Origin of the sequence: Tropicimonas aquimaris, assembly GCF_042676185.1 — a bacterium.
Lineage (GTDB): Bacteria > Pseudomonadota > Alphaproteobacteria > Rhodobacterales > Rhodobacteraceae > Tropicimonas > Tropicimonas aquimaris.
Window position 1 is genome coordinate 30,244 of sequence record NZ_JBHTJT010000012.1, and the last position, 14,865, is coordinate 45,108.

Annotated in this window: 11 protein-coding genes and 1 pseudogene; 6 read left to right on the forward strand and 6 right to left on the reverse strand. The window is 63.2% G+C overall.

Going from position 1 to position 14,865, the window contains the following annotated elements:
• Positions 1 to 59 precede the first annotated feature (59 nt).
• Entirely contained in the window at positions 60 to 1,073 is a 1,014-nt protein-coding gene (locus ACFQ2S_RS10565) for a LacI family DNA-binding transcriptional regulator (RefSeq protein ID WP_386074426.1), read from the forward strand.
• A 15-nt stretch (positions 1,074 to 1,088) separates the two neighbouring features.
• Here ACFQ2S_RS10565 and ACFQ2S_RS10570 read toward each other — a convergent pair whose 3' ends face one another.
• Positions 1,089 to 1,361, reverse strand: a complete 273-nt coding sequence (locus ACFQ2S_RS10570) for a hypothetical protein (protein ID WP_386074427.1) — start codon at positions 1,359 to 1,361, stop codon at positions 1,089 to 1,091.
• A gap of 22 nt (positions 1,362 to 1,383) precedes the next feature.
• On the opposite strand from ACFQ2S_RS10570, the gene ACFQ2S_RS10575 reads away from it, so the two are divergent.
• Positions 1,384 to 2,412 carry an IS110 family transposase gene (locus tag ACFQ2S_RS10575; protein ID WP_386074428.1) on the forward strand — a complete coding sequence of 343 codons (1,029 nt, stop codon included), beginning with the start codon at positions 1,384 to 1,386 and terminating at the stop codon, positions 2,410 to 2,412.
• 309 nt (positions 2,413 to 2,721) lie between these two features.
• Here the strand turns inward: ACFQ2S_RS10575 and ACFQ2S_RS10580 are convergent.
• Positions 2,722 to 2,826 (reverse strand): annotated as a pseudogene (locus tag ACFQ2S_RS10580) (IS5/IS1182 family transposase); the annotation flags it as partial.
• A gap of 511 nt (positions 2,827 to 3,337) precedes the next feature.
• On the opposite strand from ACFQ2S_RS10580, the gene ACFQ2S_RS10585 reads away from it, so the two are divergent.
• Positions 3,338 to 4,978: a winged helix-turn-helix domain-containing tetratricopeptide repeat protein gene (locus tag ACFQ2S_RS10585; protein ID WP_386074429.1), complete on the forward strand. Its 1,641-nt coding sequence runs from the start codon at positions 3,338 to 3,340 to the stop codon at positions 4,976 to 4,978.
• A 310-nt stretch (positions 4,979 to 5,288) separates the two neighbouring features.
• Here the strand turns inward: ACFQ2S_RS10585 and ACFQ2S_RS10590 are convergent, their stop codons facing one another.
• Positions 5,289 to 5,501, reverse strand: coding sequence for a hypothetical protein (locus tag ACFQ2S_RS10590; protein ID WP_386074430.1), 213 nt, complete (start codon positions 5,499 to 5,501; stop codon positions 5,289 to 5,291).
• A gap of 683 nt (positions 5,502 to 6,184) precedes the next feature.
• On the opposite strand from ACFQ2S_RS10590, the gene ACFQ2S_RS10595 reads away from it, so the two are divergent.
• The 3 genes from ACFQ2S_RS10595 (at position 6,185) to ACFQ2S_RS10605 (ending at position 12,498) form a co-directional block, all read left to right on the forward strand.
• Positions 6,185 to 7,287 (forward strand): IS3 family transposase gene (locus tag ACFQ2S_RS10595; RefSeq protein ID WP_386074431.1). Its coding sequence is split into 2 segments (ribosomal slippage): positions 6,185 to 6,446 and positions 6,446 to 7,287, totalling 1,104 coding nucleotides; the frame shifts between segments, so codons are not numbered across the junction.
• Positions 7,288 to 7,618: 331 nt separating this feature from the next.
• Positions 7,619 to 9,106, forward strand: a complete 1,488-nt coding sequence (locus ACFQ2S_RS10600) for an efflux RND transporter periplasmic adaptor subunit (protein ID WP_386074432.1) — start codon at positions 7,619 to 7,621, stop codon at positions 9,104 to 9,106.
• A complete protein-coding gene (locus ACFQ2S_RS10605) occupies positions 9,106 to 12,498 on the forward strand; it encodes an efflux RND transporter permease subunit (protein ID WP_386074433.1) in 3,393 nt (1,130 codons plus the stop codon). Before ACFQ2S_RS10600 ends, ACFQ2S_RS10605 begins: the two co-directional genes overlap by 1 nt.
• Positions 12,499 to 12,622: 124 nt before the next feature.
• On the opposite strand, the gene ACFQ2S_RS10610 is transcribed toward ACFQ2S_RS10605, so the two are convergent.
• From ACFQ2S_RS10610 to ACFQ2S_RS10620, 3 genes are all read right to left on the reverse strand, one after another.
• A complete protein-coding gene (locus ACFQ2S_RS10610; RefSeq protein WP_386074434.1) occupies positions 12,623 to 13,054 on the reverse strand; it encodes an FKBP-type peptidyl-prolyl cis-trans isomerase in 432 nt (143 codons plus the stop codon).
• Positions 13,055 to 13,479: 425 nt separating this feature from the next.
• Complete coding sequence (locus ACFQ2S_RS10615; protein ID WP_386074435.1) at positions 13,480 to 13,683, reverse strand: dodecin family protein; 204 nt, start codon at positions 13,681 to 13,683, stop codon at positions 13,480 to 13,482.
• A gap of 65 nt (positions 13,684 to 13,748) precedes the next feature.
• A complete protein-coding gene (locus ACFQ2S_RS10620) occupies positions 13,749 to 14,807 on the reverse strand; it encodes a DUF937 domain-containing protein (protein ID WP_386074436.1) in 1,059 nt (352 codons plus the stop codon).
• Between the last annotated feature and the right edge of the window lie 58 nt (positions 14,808 to 14,865).

Consider the following 14,865-nt stretch of genomic DNA (forward strand, 5'->3'; position numbering starts at 1 on the left):
GCTGCCCAAAAGTCGTTCGCTCTCTTGCAGATGGCCGTTTTGACATCCACAAGGAGGTCATGACCCGCAAAGCGACAATGAAGGACGTAGCCAGGGCCGCGGGCGTCGCGCCCATGACGGTTTCGCGCGCCTTCAAGTCCAACGCCTCCGTGAACGCCGAGACCCGCGCCAAGGTGATGGAGGCGGCGGAGGCGCTCGGCTATGTCTTCGACAGCGCGGCCTCGAACCTGCGTTCCCGCAAGTCCGGGTTCGTCGCCGCGATCATCCCTTCGCTGAACAACGCGAACTTCGCCGACACCATCGGTGCGATGTCCAAGGTTCTGGAACGCGAGGGGCTGCAGATCCTGCTGGGCTACACCAGCTACAGCATCGAGGAAGAGGAGCGGCTCATCGAGAAGCTGCTGCGCCGCAGCCCGGAGGCGATCGTCCTGACCGGCGGGCACCATACGGAGCGCGCACGCAAACTGCTCGACAAGGCCACCGTTCCGATCGTCGAAACCTGGGACCTGCCCGAGCACCCGATCGAACATGTCGTCGGCTTCTCGAACAGCAAGGCCATGAAGGGGCTGGTGGATCACCTCGTCGACAAGGGCTTTACGAAGATCGCCTTTCTCGGCGGTGACGCCTCCGCCGACCTTCGCGGCCAGGCCCGCCTGATCGGCTTCATCGAGGCGCTCGAGCAGCACGGCCTCGACACCTCGCGCCTGATCGCGGCCGGCCCGGCCCCGGTCGCCATGCGCGAAGGCGCCCTCGCGATGGAGCACCTTCTGAAGGCCTATCCCGACACCGAGGCGGTGGTCTGCGTGTCCGACCTGACTGCCTTCGGTGCGCTGACGGAATGCCAGCGCCGCGGGATCCGGGTGCCGGAAGACATCTCCATCGCCGGTTTCGGCGCCTATGACATCTCGGCCTTCGCGCATCCCACGATCACCACCATCGAGGCCTTCTCCGCCGAGATCGGGCGCAAGACCGGCCAGATGATCGCCCGCCTGCTGCGGGGGGACGACCCGCCCGAGGGGCCGCAATGCGAAGAGATCAGCCCGCAACTCGTGGTGCGCCAGTCCACCCCCTAACAGCGACCGTGTCCATCAGGCCGCGAACCGCCAGTCACAGGGCGGCGACATCAGAGGGTACTTGCCTCCGGTGGCGTCGCTGAGGTCCTCGAAGACATCGCTTTCCGCTCGATCCCCTCGATAGAGGTCAAACAGAAGCCCTTCCAACGATTGCAGGCCGGTGCCAGTAGCGGCGGCTTCGATCAGGGCGCGGTGATCGCGATTGGTGTGACCAAAACGGTTCGGCCAGAAGGCTCTGATGATGTGACCGCCCCCCGACGGCATCGGTGTGCCAAGGTGGGTCTGCATCGATCCACAAAGGAGAGCGGTCATGTCGGAGATTATCACGGTCGGGCTCGATCTGGCGAAGAATGTCTTTCAGGTGCATGGGGCTGATGGCTCGGGCCAGCCTGTCCTGCGCAAGAAACTGCGGCGCGCCCAAGTGCTGGAGTTTTTCAGCCATCTGCCGTCCTGCGTTGTGGCAATGGAAGCCAGTGGCGGGGCGCATTTCTGGGGCCGCGAGATCGGTAAGCTTGGCCACGATGTGCGGCTGATCCCGCCCGCCTACGTTAAGCCCTTCGTCAAGCGGCAGAAGAATGACGCGGCCGATGCCGAGGCAATCTGCGAGGCCGCGCTGCGCCCGACCATGCGGTTCGTGCCGGTGAAGAGTGAGGAGGTCCAAGCGGCGGCGATGGTCTTCCGGGTGCGCGAGTTGCTGATCCGGCAGCGCACTCAGGCGATCAACGCATTGCGAGGGCATTTGAGCGATTTCGGGCAGATCGTGCCGCAAGGCGCGGCCAACGCATCGAAGTTGATCGCAAACGTCGAAGGCTCGGAATGCGACCTGCCTGCCGACGCCATCCCCACGCTCAGGGTCCTGATCGCGGCGCTGGCGCAATTGGAGGCAGAGATCGCCAAACTGGATGCCGAGATCTCCCGACGGGCCAAGGAGAATGAGGTGGCGCGACGCCTGATGACAGTTCCGGGGATCGGGCCACTCGTCGCAACGGCCATCGCGGTCCTGGCCCCGCCGCCCGAGACGTTCCGGAAGGCGCGGGACTTTGCGGCATGGCTCGGCCTCACACCGAGGCAGCATTCGACGGGAGGCAAGCAGCGCCTCGGCGCCACGACCAAGATGGGCGAGCGTTCCCTGAGGCGGCTGCTGATCATCGGGGCGAACAGCGTCATCATCAAGCGGCACGTCCATGCCGCGGCCAGCCCGGGCACCTGGCTCGGCGGGATGCTGACGCGCAAGCCGCCGATGCTGGTGCGGGTGGCGCTGGTTAACAAGATGGCGTGGATCGTCTGGGCGCTGATGGCTCGCGGTGGCGTTTACCAATCTCCGGCTGCGGCGGCGTAAGCCCGTCGTCGGTCGCGAGGACGTCGGAGCGGAAGAGGGCAAGGAGAGGTTTGGCGCAACGGTCGTGAGACAGGATCGGGAGAACCAGTGTGCAACAGAGTGCCATCGAGCACGCGGCTTTGATCTGGACTCGATCTTCGAACACCATACGGGCCCGCGGCATATGTGACGCCGCTAACGAGGCCGGACACATGTCAGCACCCAACGATGCGCCAGAACCAGTTCCTCAGATTACCTCTTGCGCATGGGGCGGTTACACATGTTGCACAAAAGATGTGAGGGCCGAGGTTCCCCTTTCCCCGGACGGACTTATTCCACGGCCACAATGACAGGTATGCCACGCGCGGTGTGGCCGTTGAGAACGACGATGCGGAGCTGGATTTCAGCAACCTGGCGATCGAAGTCCCGAGCCTTGCATTGACCGGCAGTGGTTTGCTTGCAAACCATGAGAGGGGGGCGCTGGACTAGGTAACGTGACGGCGGGAAAGACCCGCCCCTGCGAACTTGGGGGCTGCGGGTGGCGACAGATAAATTCCAGCCAGTTGCGGCCGGCGACAGATACGACGTCCGATCCGAAATTCATCAACTGAAGTGCTCATCAGGGCTCCTCAGATTGGGCGGGAACCGGTCATCGCCGCGTCCAAAATCAAGGCCCGGGTTGCGGACGAAGCGAGCCTTGCTACTCACCCGATAAATGACCGCTTCAGATTGGCAGCAGATAAAGCGAAAAAGCACCAAGGCCGAACAACAGGTGCTCCGGTGAACGCCTGCGCTCACTGCTGCGCACCGGCGGGTGCTGCTGGCCGCGCAGCCGTTCGCACGAACAGCAAACACCGGCACTTCGTTGGAATTTTCTGGCGCGTTCGTACCTAGGCTGCCAAGCTCAAAATCCGGGTCGTCGAGGGTCAATCCAGGAGAGAACTCAATGCAATCCTTCCGCTTCGGCGAATTCGTCCTGGCGCCGGACGAGCGCAAGCTGACTCGCGACGGGATCGAATTGACTCTGGGCGCCCGAGCTTTCGACATGCTGAGCTTTCTTGTCGCGAATCGTCACCGCGTCCTTACCAAGGCAGAGATACTCGACGCTGTCTGGCCGGAGATCGCGGTCGAGGAAAGCAATCTGACCGTTCAGGTTTCGGCCCTGCGCAAGGCGCTTGGCCCCAAGTCGCTTGCGACGATACCGGGCCGGGGATACCAGTTCGTGCTTTCAGTGGAAGAGGACGCGCCCGCGCCCAAACCAGGCGCTGAAAACCCCGCCAGCAGGAGTCCCAAGATCCTTGTGCTCCCGTTCGCAAATACCTCGAACGACCCCGATCAGGAATATTTCTCTGACGGGATCACCGAGGACATCATCACCGATCTCTCGAAGGTCGCCGCCCTGTCGGTCGTCGCCCGAAACACGGCCTTTACTTTCAAGGGCCGCGCCATTGACGTTGCTCAAACAGCCGAAAGCATGGGTCTGACCCATGTGGTCGAGGGCAGTGTGCGCAAATCCGGTAATCGGATCCGTATCAACGCCCAACTCGTTGATGGCGCGACCGGGCATCCGATCTGGGCGGATCGCTTCGACCGCGACCTGACCGACATCTTCGATCTTCAGGATCAGATTACCGAGGCCATCGTTGCCGCGCTCAAAGTCAGGCTTGTCCCGGCCGAGCGCGTGGCAATCCAGTCGCGCCCAACCGACAACCCCGAAGCCTATGAACTCTATCTCCAGGCGCGCTACCACCACACACGTCTGGACAGGCGCAACTTCGAGATTGCTGCCCGCCTCGCTCAACAGGCGCTCGATATCGACCCCGATTTTGGCCTGGCATGGGCGCTTCTGGCCATCAGTCGGACGGGGCTTTATGGTCTTTCGGGCTCGCCCGAACATGGGCTGGAGGCAGCCGAGCGCGCACTCGCTCTGAATCCCGACCTCGCAGAGGCGCTTGCGGCAAAGGCCTTCGTCCTGGCCGGTCTTGGTCGCTTCGACGAGGCTTTCGAGCTTCACGAACGCTCGCTTCAACTCGACCCGAATTCCTACGATGTTCGCTTTCTATACGGGCGAACGTGTTTCCAGACCGGTCGGCACGAGGAAGCCATTTTGCACTGGGAACGCGCAACCGAACTTTCAGAAGCGGATTTGGCGGCCACCTCGCACGTCGCCATGTGCTACAGGGCAACAGGCCAGCACGAGAAGGTTCTGGACACAGCCCGCCGCACGCTTATGCGGGCGGAACGCGTGCTTTCAGAGAACGCGTCGGATTCCTACGCATTGATCAGCGGGGTCAATGCCCTTGCGAAACTGGGCGAAGCCGAACGCACCAAGCAATGGGCCGTGCGGGTCAAGGCCATTGATCCCGATGATCCAAGCATCGACTACAACATTGCTTGCGCAATGGCGCTGCTCGGCGAAACAGAGACCGCGCTTGACGCGCTGGAAGCCTGCCTCCCGCAGGTCGACCCCGTTACCTTCTCTGTCTGGGTAGCGCAGGACAACGACCTCGACTCCCTGCGCGATCTCCCTCGCTTTCAGCACCTCATTCGCGGCCTCGATGCGCGAGCGGCCGGCGTCGGGGCATAGCGCTGGTCCGTTCACTCCCTTCTTTTGGTTTGGAACCCGCGTTGCTTGCAATCTGGCAACAAAACGATGGCTTCGTCAGGAAATCTCAGCGTATTCCCGCCGGACACTTCAGGGCGGAGTGCTGCAGGCACTCCTCGTGAGCGACTGGCACCAAGGCCAGAACGCCGAGGCTCTTGGCTCGGTGCCGCAACTCGGCACTTGTTGCCGGGCATGTGAGCCCATCGCGAAGTGTCGCGGATGGCCAGTGTCGCCCCGGGCCCCGGGTGCATCGTCGCTGCGGTCTTCCTGAGCGCCGACCGGCCAGAGTGAATCAGCGACACAGGTAATCGACGATGCGGCGGACCGTGGAGCGGTGCCCGGCCTTGGCGATTTCGTTCATTGGGTCGGGCGCAATTCGGACGGCCAGGTGCGGCATGAGATCCGTCAGCTTCCAAACCTCGGCCGCGGCGGTGTCGCGCGCCTTCCGCATCTGGCGGCCACGGGCGTTCAGGTCGTTGTAGGCGTCGGTGTTGAAGGTGGTCATGGACTTGGCTCCGGGTTTGGGTGTTTCGTTGATCCCAACCTGCAAGGGCCTCGGTTAGGCGTCCTGAAGCCGATCCCAAATCCTACCTAAACGTTCCTAAACGGTCCGAACCCTGCGGTTGGCCGAACTTGCCCCCCCCCCCGACGGTGAAGGTCCGATAGGCCGGCTTTCGTGACCTCTGCCTACCGGACCTCCGATCCGATCGGGAAGAAGGCCCGCTTGCCGACGTTCATGCTGGATGCTGCACTCGGTACGAACGTCTCAGTTGGGCTCAGAGCCGACTTGCGACAGCGCAGTGAACATTTCGGATTCAAGCGAATGTGGATGTCGGCCTTTAGCGATAATCCATGAGCTGTTCGTGCCTACAGCGAAAGTCCGGATTCCGCCCTTCTTGAAGTATGCTGCGGTTGCGAACGGCGCTGGTGGACAACAATCGTGAACGTCGGAAGCGCGCGGACAGCTGCAGCACGCCTCGGTTTCCAATTCGATTCCAACGTTCCTGAAAGCCGACTTGCAGGCCTATCTAAGGCAGCCGACGCTGGGTTGGCGCTGAGGATGGGAGTGGCGGATCTGAGGAAACGTCATGGAAAGCGTAAAGCTTCTGATGTGGTCCCCGGAAACGCTCCCGATTTTGGTTAGAGTTTTCCGCATCGAATCCCTGGCTGGGAGAGGAGCGGATTGCGATGAAAGCATCGAAGTTCACGGACGAGCAGAAGGCGTTCATCATCAAGCAGGCGGAGGACGGAACCTCCGTTGCGGAGGTCTGTCGCAAGGCTGGCATCAGCTGGGCGACATTTTTCAATTGGAAGAAGAAGTACGCCGGGCTGATGCCGTCCGAGATGAAGCGGCTCAGGGAACTCGAACAGGAGAACTCGCGGCTGAAGGAGATCGTGGCTGATCTCTCGCTCGACAAGGAGATGCTGCAGGACGTCATCAAGCGAAAGCTCTGAGGCCTGCCCGGAAGCGGACGCTGGTCGATGAAATGCGGGCGGATTGGCAGGTGTCGATCCGCCGTGCTTGCGCGGTGATCCGGTTCGATCCCAGGACCTACCGCTACAAGTCTCGTCGGCCCGGACAGGCCGCGTTGGAACAGCGGATCAGGGAGATTTGCCAAACTCGCGTGCGGTTCGGATGCCGGCGCGTCCACGTGCTGCTTAAGCGAGAGGGCTGGGAGATCAACGCGAAGAAGATCTATCGCATTTACAAGGAGGTGGGCATGCAGCTCAGGAACAAGACGCCGAAGCGCCGGGTGAAGGCAAAGCTTAGGGAGGACCGTGCGGAAGCCGTCGGGCCGAACGAAGTCTGGGCCATGGACTTCGTACATGACCAACTGGCAACGGGGCGAAAGATCAGGGTTCTTACGGTTGTCGACACCTTCTCACGCTTCGTGCCGGTGCTCGATCCGCGGTCCAGCTACCGTGGCGAGGATGTCGTAGCGACCCTCGGTCGCGTCTGCCGGCGAATTGGCTATCCGGCCACAATCCGTGTCGACCAGGGCAGCGAGTTCATCTCGCGCGATATGGACGTCTGGGCCTATCAACGCAGTGTCACGCTCGACTTCTCGCGACCGGGAAAACCGACGGACAACGCCTTCATCGAGGCGTTCAATGGGCGGTTCCGGGCGGAGTGCCTGAACAGCCACTGGTTCATGAGCCTTGAAAATGCGGCCGAAAAGTTGGAGGCTTGGCGTAGAGACTACAATGAGGAACGGCCGCACAGTGCCATCGGGCACAAGGTCCCGGCGGACCTGATGAAATCAGCGCACGATACCAGGCCGTGCGCCTGATCGAATGGCGGAAACTCTGACAACGACAACGCCCGCGGACGCGTTGGGTAGTACATCAAAACCTGAACAGAACTAACCTATAAACGCGGACTCTTCGAGGAGCCGGTCAGTGCCGTCATGATCGAGTGCCAACTCGATCGCGGGATCGAGGACGAGCGGGGAGGGCGGGTGCCGAAAGGTGGGGTTCGGTGTCGTGCAACACTCCGCCGGAGCCGACGCGCGCCGCAAGTGGTCGAACATGTCGCACCATTTTCCATATCCGTTGACGACAGACACAGCCGCATGGATCGTACCAGCAATACGCATAAACATATTCGCAGGAGATTATTCTATGGGAACGATCGCGCGCACCGGTGCCGGGCTGGCAATCGGTGGGGTCTCGCTGGCGCTTCTGCTATCGGCCGTTGGCGTGATCCACGATGCCTGGTCGGACCGGGTCGGCAGCGCGGGCAAGACCAAACAACCGCGAGAGCGGAGCTATTCCGTAAACGTCGCGACACTGACGGTCGAGACGGTTGCTCCGATCATCACGGCCTACGGACACCTGGAGAGCGGCCGGACGCTGGAGCTGCGCGCTGCGGTTGCCGGCAAGCTCGTGTCGTTGTCAGAGGATTTCCGCGACGGTGGGGTGGTCGAGGCGGGCGATTTGCTCTTCGCCATCGACCCGGCAAGACTGGAAACCGCTTTTGCGCTGGCAGAGACCGACGTCGCCGAAGCGGTGGCGGCAAAGGCGGAAGCGGAGTCAGCGCTGGAGCTTGCGCGGCTCGAGGCTGAGGCGTCCCGTGAACAGCTGGAGCTTCGCCAGCAAGCGGCGGAACGTCAACAGGGGCTGCGGGAGCGGGGCGTGGCGACAGAGGCGGATGTTGAAGCGGCCACCCTGTCGAGGGCCGCAGCGGCACAGACATTGCTGAACCGGCAGCAGGTGGTGGCTGGCGATGAGGCACGCCTGGCGCAGGCGGAGATTGCCCTGCAGCGCAAGACGATCGCATTGGAAGAAGGCCGACGCGACCTTTCCGAGGCCGAACACCGCGCGCTCTTTGCAGGCGTTGTCAGCGATGTGACAGCCATCGAGGGGCGGCTGGTTTCGGTGAACGAGCAGCTCGGTGTGCTGATCGATACGGGCGCGCTGGAGGTAGCCTTCCGGGTCACGAGCAACCAATACGCAAGGCTTCTGAACGATCAGGGGGCGATGCGAAAGGCAGATGTCGAAGTGCTGGTGCAACGCGGACGCAGCACGACCACCGTTCCGGCCAGGCTGGACCGCGCCGGGGCCGAGCGCGAAGAGGGGCAGATCGGCCGGCTTGTCTATGCGCGGCTGACGGACCCGGACCCGAACTTCGTTCAGCAGGGGGATTTCGTGACCGTGCGCATCCCCGAACGGCCGCTGGAAGGTGTGGCTACGGTTCCCGCCTCGGCGGTCACGACGTATGGAAAGATCCTGCTGATCGGAGACGACAACCGGCTGGAAGAATATCAGGCAACGCTGCTACGCCACCAGGGCGACGAGATCATTGTCGGGGACGTGCCCTTCGGACGTCAATTCGTCGAGGTTCGCGCCCTCCAGCTCGGGCCGGGCATCCAGGTTACGCCCATCGTTCCTGCGCCTGAGAGCGCGTCGTTCACCGCTCCCATCGCCCCGGCCACGTCCGACACCGTCGCTCTCGACGATGACCGGCGCGCGGCCATCATCGCCTTCATCGAAGCGAGCGAACAGATGAAGCCGGAGAAACGGGAGCAGTGGCTGGCTGAGCTCGCCCAACCCGAGGTGCCCCGCGCAACGGTGGAGAGGTTCGAAGCCAAGATCGCGGAGGGCCAGTGATGTCGGAACGGTCGGGCGGCTTTCTGGGCTATTTCGCCCGCCACAATACCGCGGCGAGCTTCGTCATGGTGGTGTTGCTGGTGCTCGGGATCGTCGCCACAGGCAAGATCCGGTCGCAGTTCTTTCCCGACGTGGTGATCGACACCATCACGGTGACAGTGGCCTGGGACGGCGCCGGGCCGGAGGAACTCGACCGTTCCGTTGTCGCATTGCTGGAGCCGGCACTGCAGGGGGTCGAAGGGGTTACCGACTCAACAGCCGTCTCCAAGGACGGCTCGACCACCGTGACGCTGGTGCTGGAGCCGGGCTGGGACATGGCGCGCGCCACTGAGGAAGTGAAGGCGGCAGTGGACGGCGTCAACACTCTGCCGGAAAGCACCGACGAGCCCGTCGTGCGACGCGGCGCCTGGCGGGACAAGGTGACCGAGGTGGTGATCTGGGGGCCGATCGCGCCGGATCAACTGGGACGGATCGGCGACGAGTTCATGTCCCGCCTTTACCGCGAAGGCATCACGCGGACCGCGATCACCGGGGTCGCCGCGCCCCAGATCGAGGTGGACGTGCCGGAGGTGGCGCGTATCCGCCACGACATTTCGTTGGAGGAGATCGCCGCGGCCATCGCTCGGGCGGTGGATACCCGTCCTGCGGGTGAGGTGGCAGGCAGCTCGGTGCGGCTCCGCGCGGGCGACGAAATCCGCGACGCCGACGCGATCCGAAACCTCGAGGTGCGGGTCAACCCGGATGGCTCCAAGCTCTACCTGCGCAATGTCGGCCGCGTGAACCTCACCGGCTCCGATGCCGGACGCGCCTATTTAGTTGGCGATGATCCGGCCGTGCTGATCCGGGTCGACCGCTCTGCCGAAGGCGACGCGATCCGGATGGAGGGCACTGTCCGCACGCTCGCTGCAGAAATCGGCCCGGAGTTGCCCGAAGGGGTGGAGATTGCGCTGATCAACACTCGCGCGCAGGACATCACCGACCGGCTCGATATCCTGATCGAGAATGGTCTCTCGGGGCTGGCACTGGTGCTGATCACGCTCTTCCTGTTCCTGTCGGCGCGCACGGCCTTCTGGGTCGCCATGGGGATTCCAGTCTCCATGCTCGCGGCCATCGCAGTGATGTATGCCGCGGGGCTCACCATCAACATGATGTCGCTCTTCGCGCTGATCATCACCCTGGGTATCGTCGTCGATGACGCCATCGTTGTCGCCGAACATGCCGACCATCGCCACCGAACGCTGGGCGAGCCACCGGACGTGGCCCCGGTCAACGCCATCCGGCGGATGCTCGGCCCGGTCGTCGCGTCCACCATCACCACGGTGCTGGCCTTCGTGGGGCTTCTGTTCGTTGGTGGCGGCTTCGGCCGGCTGATCGCGGACATTCCCTTCGTGGTGGCGGCGGTCCTGATCGCCTCGCTGATCGAGAGCTTTGTCATCCTGCCCAACCACATGCGCCACGCGCTGGCGGCTGGCACACGGCAGCGGTGGTACGACTGGCCCTCGACGCAATTCAACCGCGGCTTCGCGTGGTTTGCCGAAACGCTCTTCGCGCCCGTCATGCGGTGGGTGATACGGCTGCGCTACCTCGTGGTCTCCGGATTGATCCTGCTGCTGGCCCTGTCCTTTTCCACCGTCTTGCGCGGCGAGGTGCCGTGGGCCTTCTTCACCGCCCCCGAGCGGGGATCGGTCACCGGAAATTTCGCCTTCCTGCCGGGAGCGACGCGGGAAGACGCACGTGACATGGCCCGAGAACTCGACCGCGCCGTCGCCGCCGTCGCCGGCGAGCTCACGGCGGCAGATGGCGGCTCTCCGGTGATCCACTCGGTCACGCAGATCGGCGGGACCGCCGGCAAGGGCATTCCGGGAGAGGCGACGCTCGATCCGGACGCGCTCGGTTCCATCGACATCGGCCTCGTCGGCGAGGATCAGCGCGAATTCTCGGCGCAGGATTTCGTCCGCGCCCTGCAACAGGAGGTTGCGCGACCGGCCGGTCTGGCGTTGCTCTCCTTCCGCAGCCAGGGCGCGGGGCCGGGCGGGGATTCGCTGGCGGTGAACTTCTACGGCCCGGACTCATTCGTGCTTAAGGCTGCGGCGGAGGAGCTGATCGCCGCGCTTGGCGTCTATCCGGAAGTGACCGGCCTTCAGGATAGCCTGCCGATGGGCAAGGAGGACATGGTGCTCGAGCTCACGCCGCAGGGCGAGGCGCTTGGCTTCACCACCGAGGCCATCGGCGTCGAGCTCTTCGCGCGGCTCAACGGAATCACGGCGGCGGAATTCCCGGCCGGCACGCGCACCACGAAAGTCACAGTGCGCTTGCCGGAGGCGGAACAGCAGGGCGACTTCCTGCAGTTCACGCGCCTGCGGACGCCCAACGGCGAATGGGTGCCGCTCGGAGAGATTGTCACGACGGTCAGCACGCCGGCCTTCTCGACCGTCAACCGCGAAAACGGACGCCGTCTTGTGACGGTCACCGGCAGCCTTGCCGAGGACAGCCCGGAACGCGCGGCGGAAATCGGCGCGGCCCTGCGCAACGAGATCCTGCCGGAGATCGCCGAACGGCACGATCTCGCCTGGGAACTCGGCGGGCTTTCGATACAGGAGGATGCGTTTCTCGACGAGGCGATGGTCGGTTTCCTGCTCTGCATTCTCGGGATCTACCTCGTGCTGGGCTGGGTCTTCGGCAGCTGGTACCGCCCACTGATCGTCCTCGCCGTCATCCCGTTTGGCTTGATCGGCACAATCTGGGGCCACGCGCAATTTGGCCTGGCGATGTCTCTTTTCACCATCATCGGACTGATCGGCATGTCGGGGATCATCATCAACGACGCCATCGTGCTGGTGACGACCGTGCAGGATTACGCGTGCCGCATGGGTATAACGCAGGCCGCGGTGGCCGGCGCGAAAGACCGGCTGCGGCCGATCTTGCTCACCACATTGACCACCGTTCTCGGCCTCGCCCCGCTCATGTTCGAAGAGAGCCGCCAGTCGCTTTTCCTCAAGCCGACCGTGGTGACACTGGTCTACGGTCTGTCGGTCGGCTTCTTCATCGTGCTTCTGATGGTCCCCGCGCTGCTCGTGATCCAGGCCGATGTCGCCCGGTCACTCCGCTCGCTCCGCCGGATGCTCTCGTTGCGCCATCGCAACCGGGCTGGTCGAGCGCTGGCAATGTTTGCGGCGGCTGCGATCGTGCTCGTCAATGCGGCGGTGTTCTGGCCCGGCTCCGGCGCCGATCTTGCCACGCGCCTCGTCACTGGCGCCGGTGGGGATCTCCCTTCCCGACAGGCAGCGATGGTCGCCGCGATCACTCTCTCCCTGGCAATCGGAGGGGCCTTCGCCATTCTCGCATCGATACCTGTTCGGAAAGCGAAACGACACCAGACTTCGCCACACTAGGTCGCATCTTTGCGTCCGATCGGTGGGGTGGCGCTCCGAGGTGTTGTTCCGTCATTTGACGGCCGGTTCTGGCCGGCCGCGCAACAGGACCGTAGGGTATGCGCCGGTGCGCCCCGTGATGGCGTCACGCGATGTCCACCAGCGTCACGTCGAACGTCAGGGTCTTTCCGGCAAGCGGATGATTGGCATCCAGTTCGACGTGGCTCTCCGTGGCATTCGACACGACCACGGGAATGGACTGTCCTTCCGGCGTTTGCATGGATAGCTGCGTGCCCGGTTCCGTTGGTATGTGGTCAGGAATTGCTTCGCGCGGCACAGCCTGGACCCGGCTCTCGTCGCGGGGGCCGTAGGCTTCGTCGGGAGAAACTGTCACTTCCCGCGTCTGGCCAATCTCCATCCCGATCACGCCGCGGTCCAGTCCGGAGATGATCTGGCCGCTTCCCACGGTAAACTCCAGCGGTTCGCGCCCTTCGGAGGCGTCAAAGACGGTGCCATCATTCAGGCGGCCCGTGTAGTGAACGCGCAGTGTGTCTCCGGCCTTGGCGGCTTGGGGCATGATATTTTCCTGTATGCTTGATGGGTTGCACCGAGGCCGCTGCATCGCGGGTTCTCGGCATTTCTCTCGTGCCATTACGCAAGGCGCAAAATCAAAAAACTCGGGCACAGTGCCTTGCTACCAGAACCGGGCGCATGTCGCAAATCGCGACCCACATGTCACACGGCCGTCAATCCGCGATAGCAGCGATGGTCGCATGCGACTTCTCCGTCTCGGACGCTTGTACATGTCCAGAAGGTCGGGCGGGCCGCCGTTGCCGCCTTTCTCCGCAAGCGTGAAGCTCTTCCCCGCCGCCCTCACGGTCAAACCGCAAGAACCGGCGCCCGAGGGGCGCCGGCCCGGTCATTGCCAGAGAACTTTCCTGTCAGTCACAACCAGGGTTTCGCCGGGTTGGCCATAGCTGCAAGCTGGTCGTGGTTGTCAGGTCAGTCGTCGAGAACGAATGTTACCATCATATTGACCTGGTATTCCGTGATCTCGCCGGCTTCGATCCTGACCTGCTGCTCCTTGACCCATGCGGACCGCACGCCCCGAAGGGTTTTCGAGGCGCGGTCGACACCGATGCGAACGGCATCTTCGAATCCAACCGTTGATGTCGCGGAAATCTCCGTCACGCGTGCAACGCTCATTTCTTTTCCTCCCAGGTTTGCTGGCTCATGGTCATCGCCATCAGGATGTGGCGTCTGGATATCGCTCAGGTCGCGGTCAGGTTGTTCAGCGACGTGACGATTGAATCGACGACAGGCTTGATGATGCCCGCGATTGCGCTGTCACCCATAAGCGCCTCGATGGCTTGGGTGATCTGCGGCAGAGCTTCTGACACAGCCGCGCCGACCGCGCTTCGGGCCTCGGTTGGAAGCGATCCGAACCCGGATCCGAGCGCGCCTAGATCGGCCTGGATCTTTTCGAGCGATGGCAGTGCTGCTTCGGCCGATGCGGCGTCGGTGATATTTCCGAGTGACTCGCTCAGGGAGTTCAGGCCCGCGTCGAGGCTCGCTGTGAACGTGCCCGCATCGACCGATACGGCGCTTGAATCTACGTTGTTCGTTTCGACAACGTCGCCTGATCGAAAGAGACCCGGCACGAGGAAAAGCAGAACAAAAATCGCGGCGGCGGCCAAGGCCCATGGCCACCAGGAACGCTTGGTTGGAGGGCTGGCATCGAGCGTCCTTGCGGCCGATGTGGGTGCGGCCGCTAGTGCCTGAGGCAGGTTGTCGAGGAGACCGGTCCCCTTCAACTCCTTCGCAAAATCCGCCGGCACAGCCTTCGCGATCGCGTCCTTTTCTGCCGAAAGGCGGTTCAGAAGTCCGGCCGCATCGAGGTTCTCATCGCGCGCGGTCTTCCCTAGAGCCCCCATGACTGTCGCCGCACCGAGACCGAGCAACTGGTTCGCCCCTTTGCCGGTAACACCTGCGTACGAGCCAAGTTTCGAAGCCAGTTGACCCGTCGTGTCGCCTCCCAGCAGCGCGTTCAGTGCCGTCGTGCCGTTGGCAGAAACAGAGGAAGAGTCTCCCGCAAGTGCGCCAGCAAGGTTGTCAAAGAATGCCGGCTGTTGTTGTTGCTCAGAGATGAGTCTCGACAGGGCGTTCGCGCCGTCGCCCTGCCGCCCGCGACCGAGAATCGTCGCGAGGAGCACGGGCACGATGGCATTGATACCTTTCTGAACGACAGCACTCGACAGCCCGAGCTGTTTGCTCACCTGGTCCGCAAGTGCAGGTGTAATGGCATTGGTGATCATCGAGACCATGGACATTCAAGACCCTCCCAAATGGTGTCTTCATCGAAATGCCCGAACCAGCTTTGCCGATAAT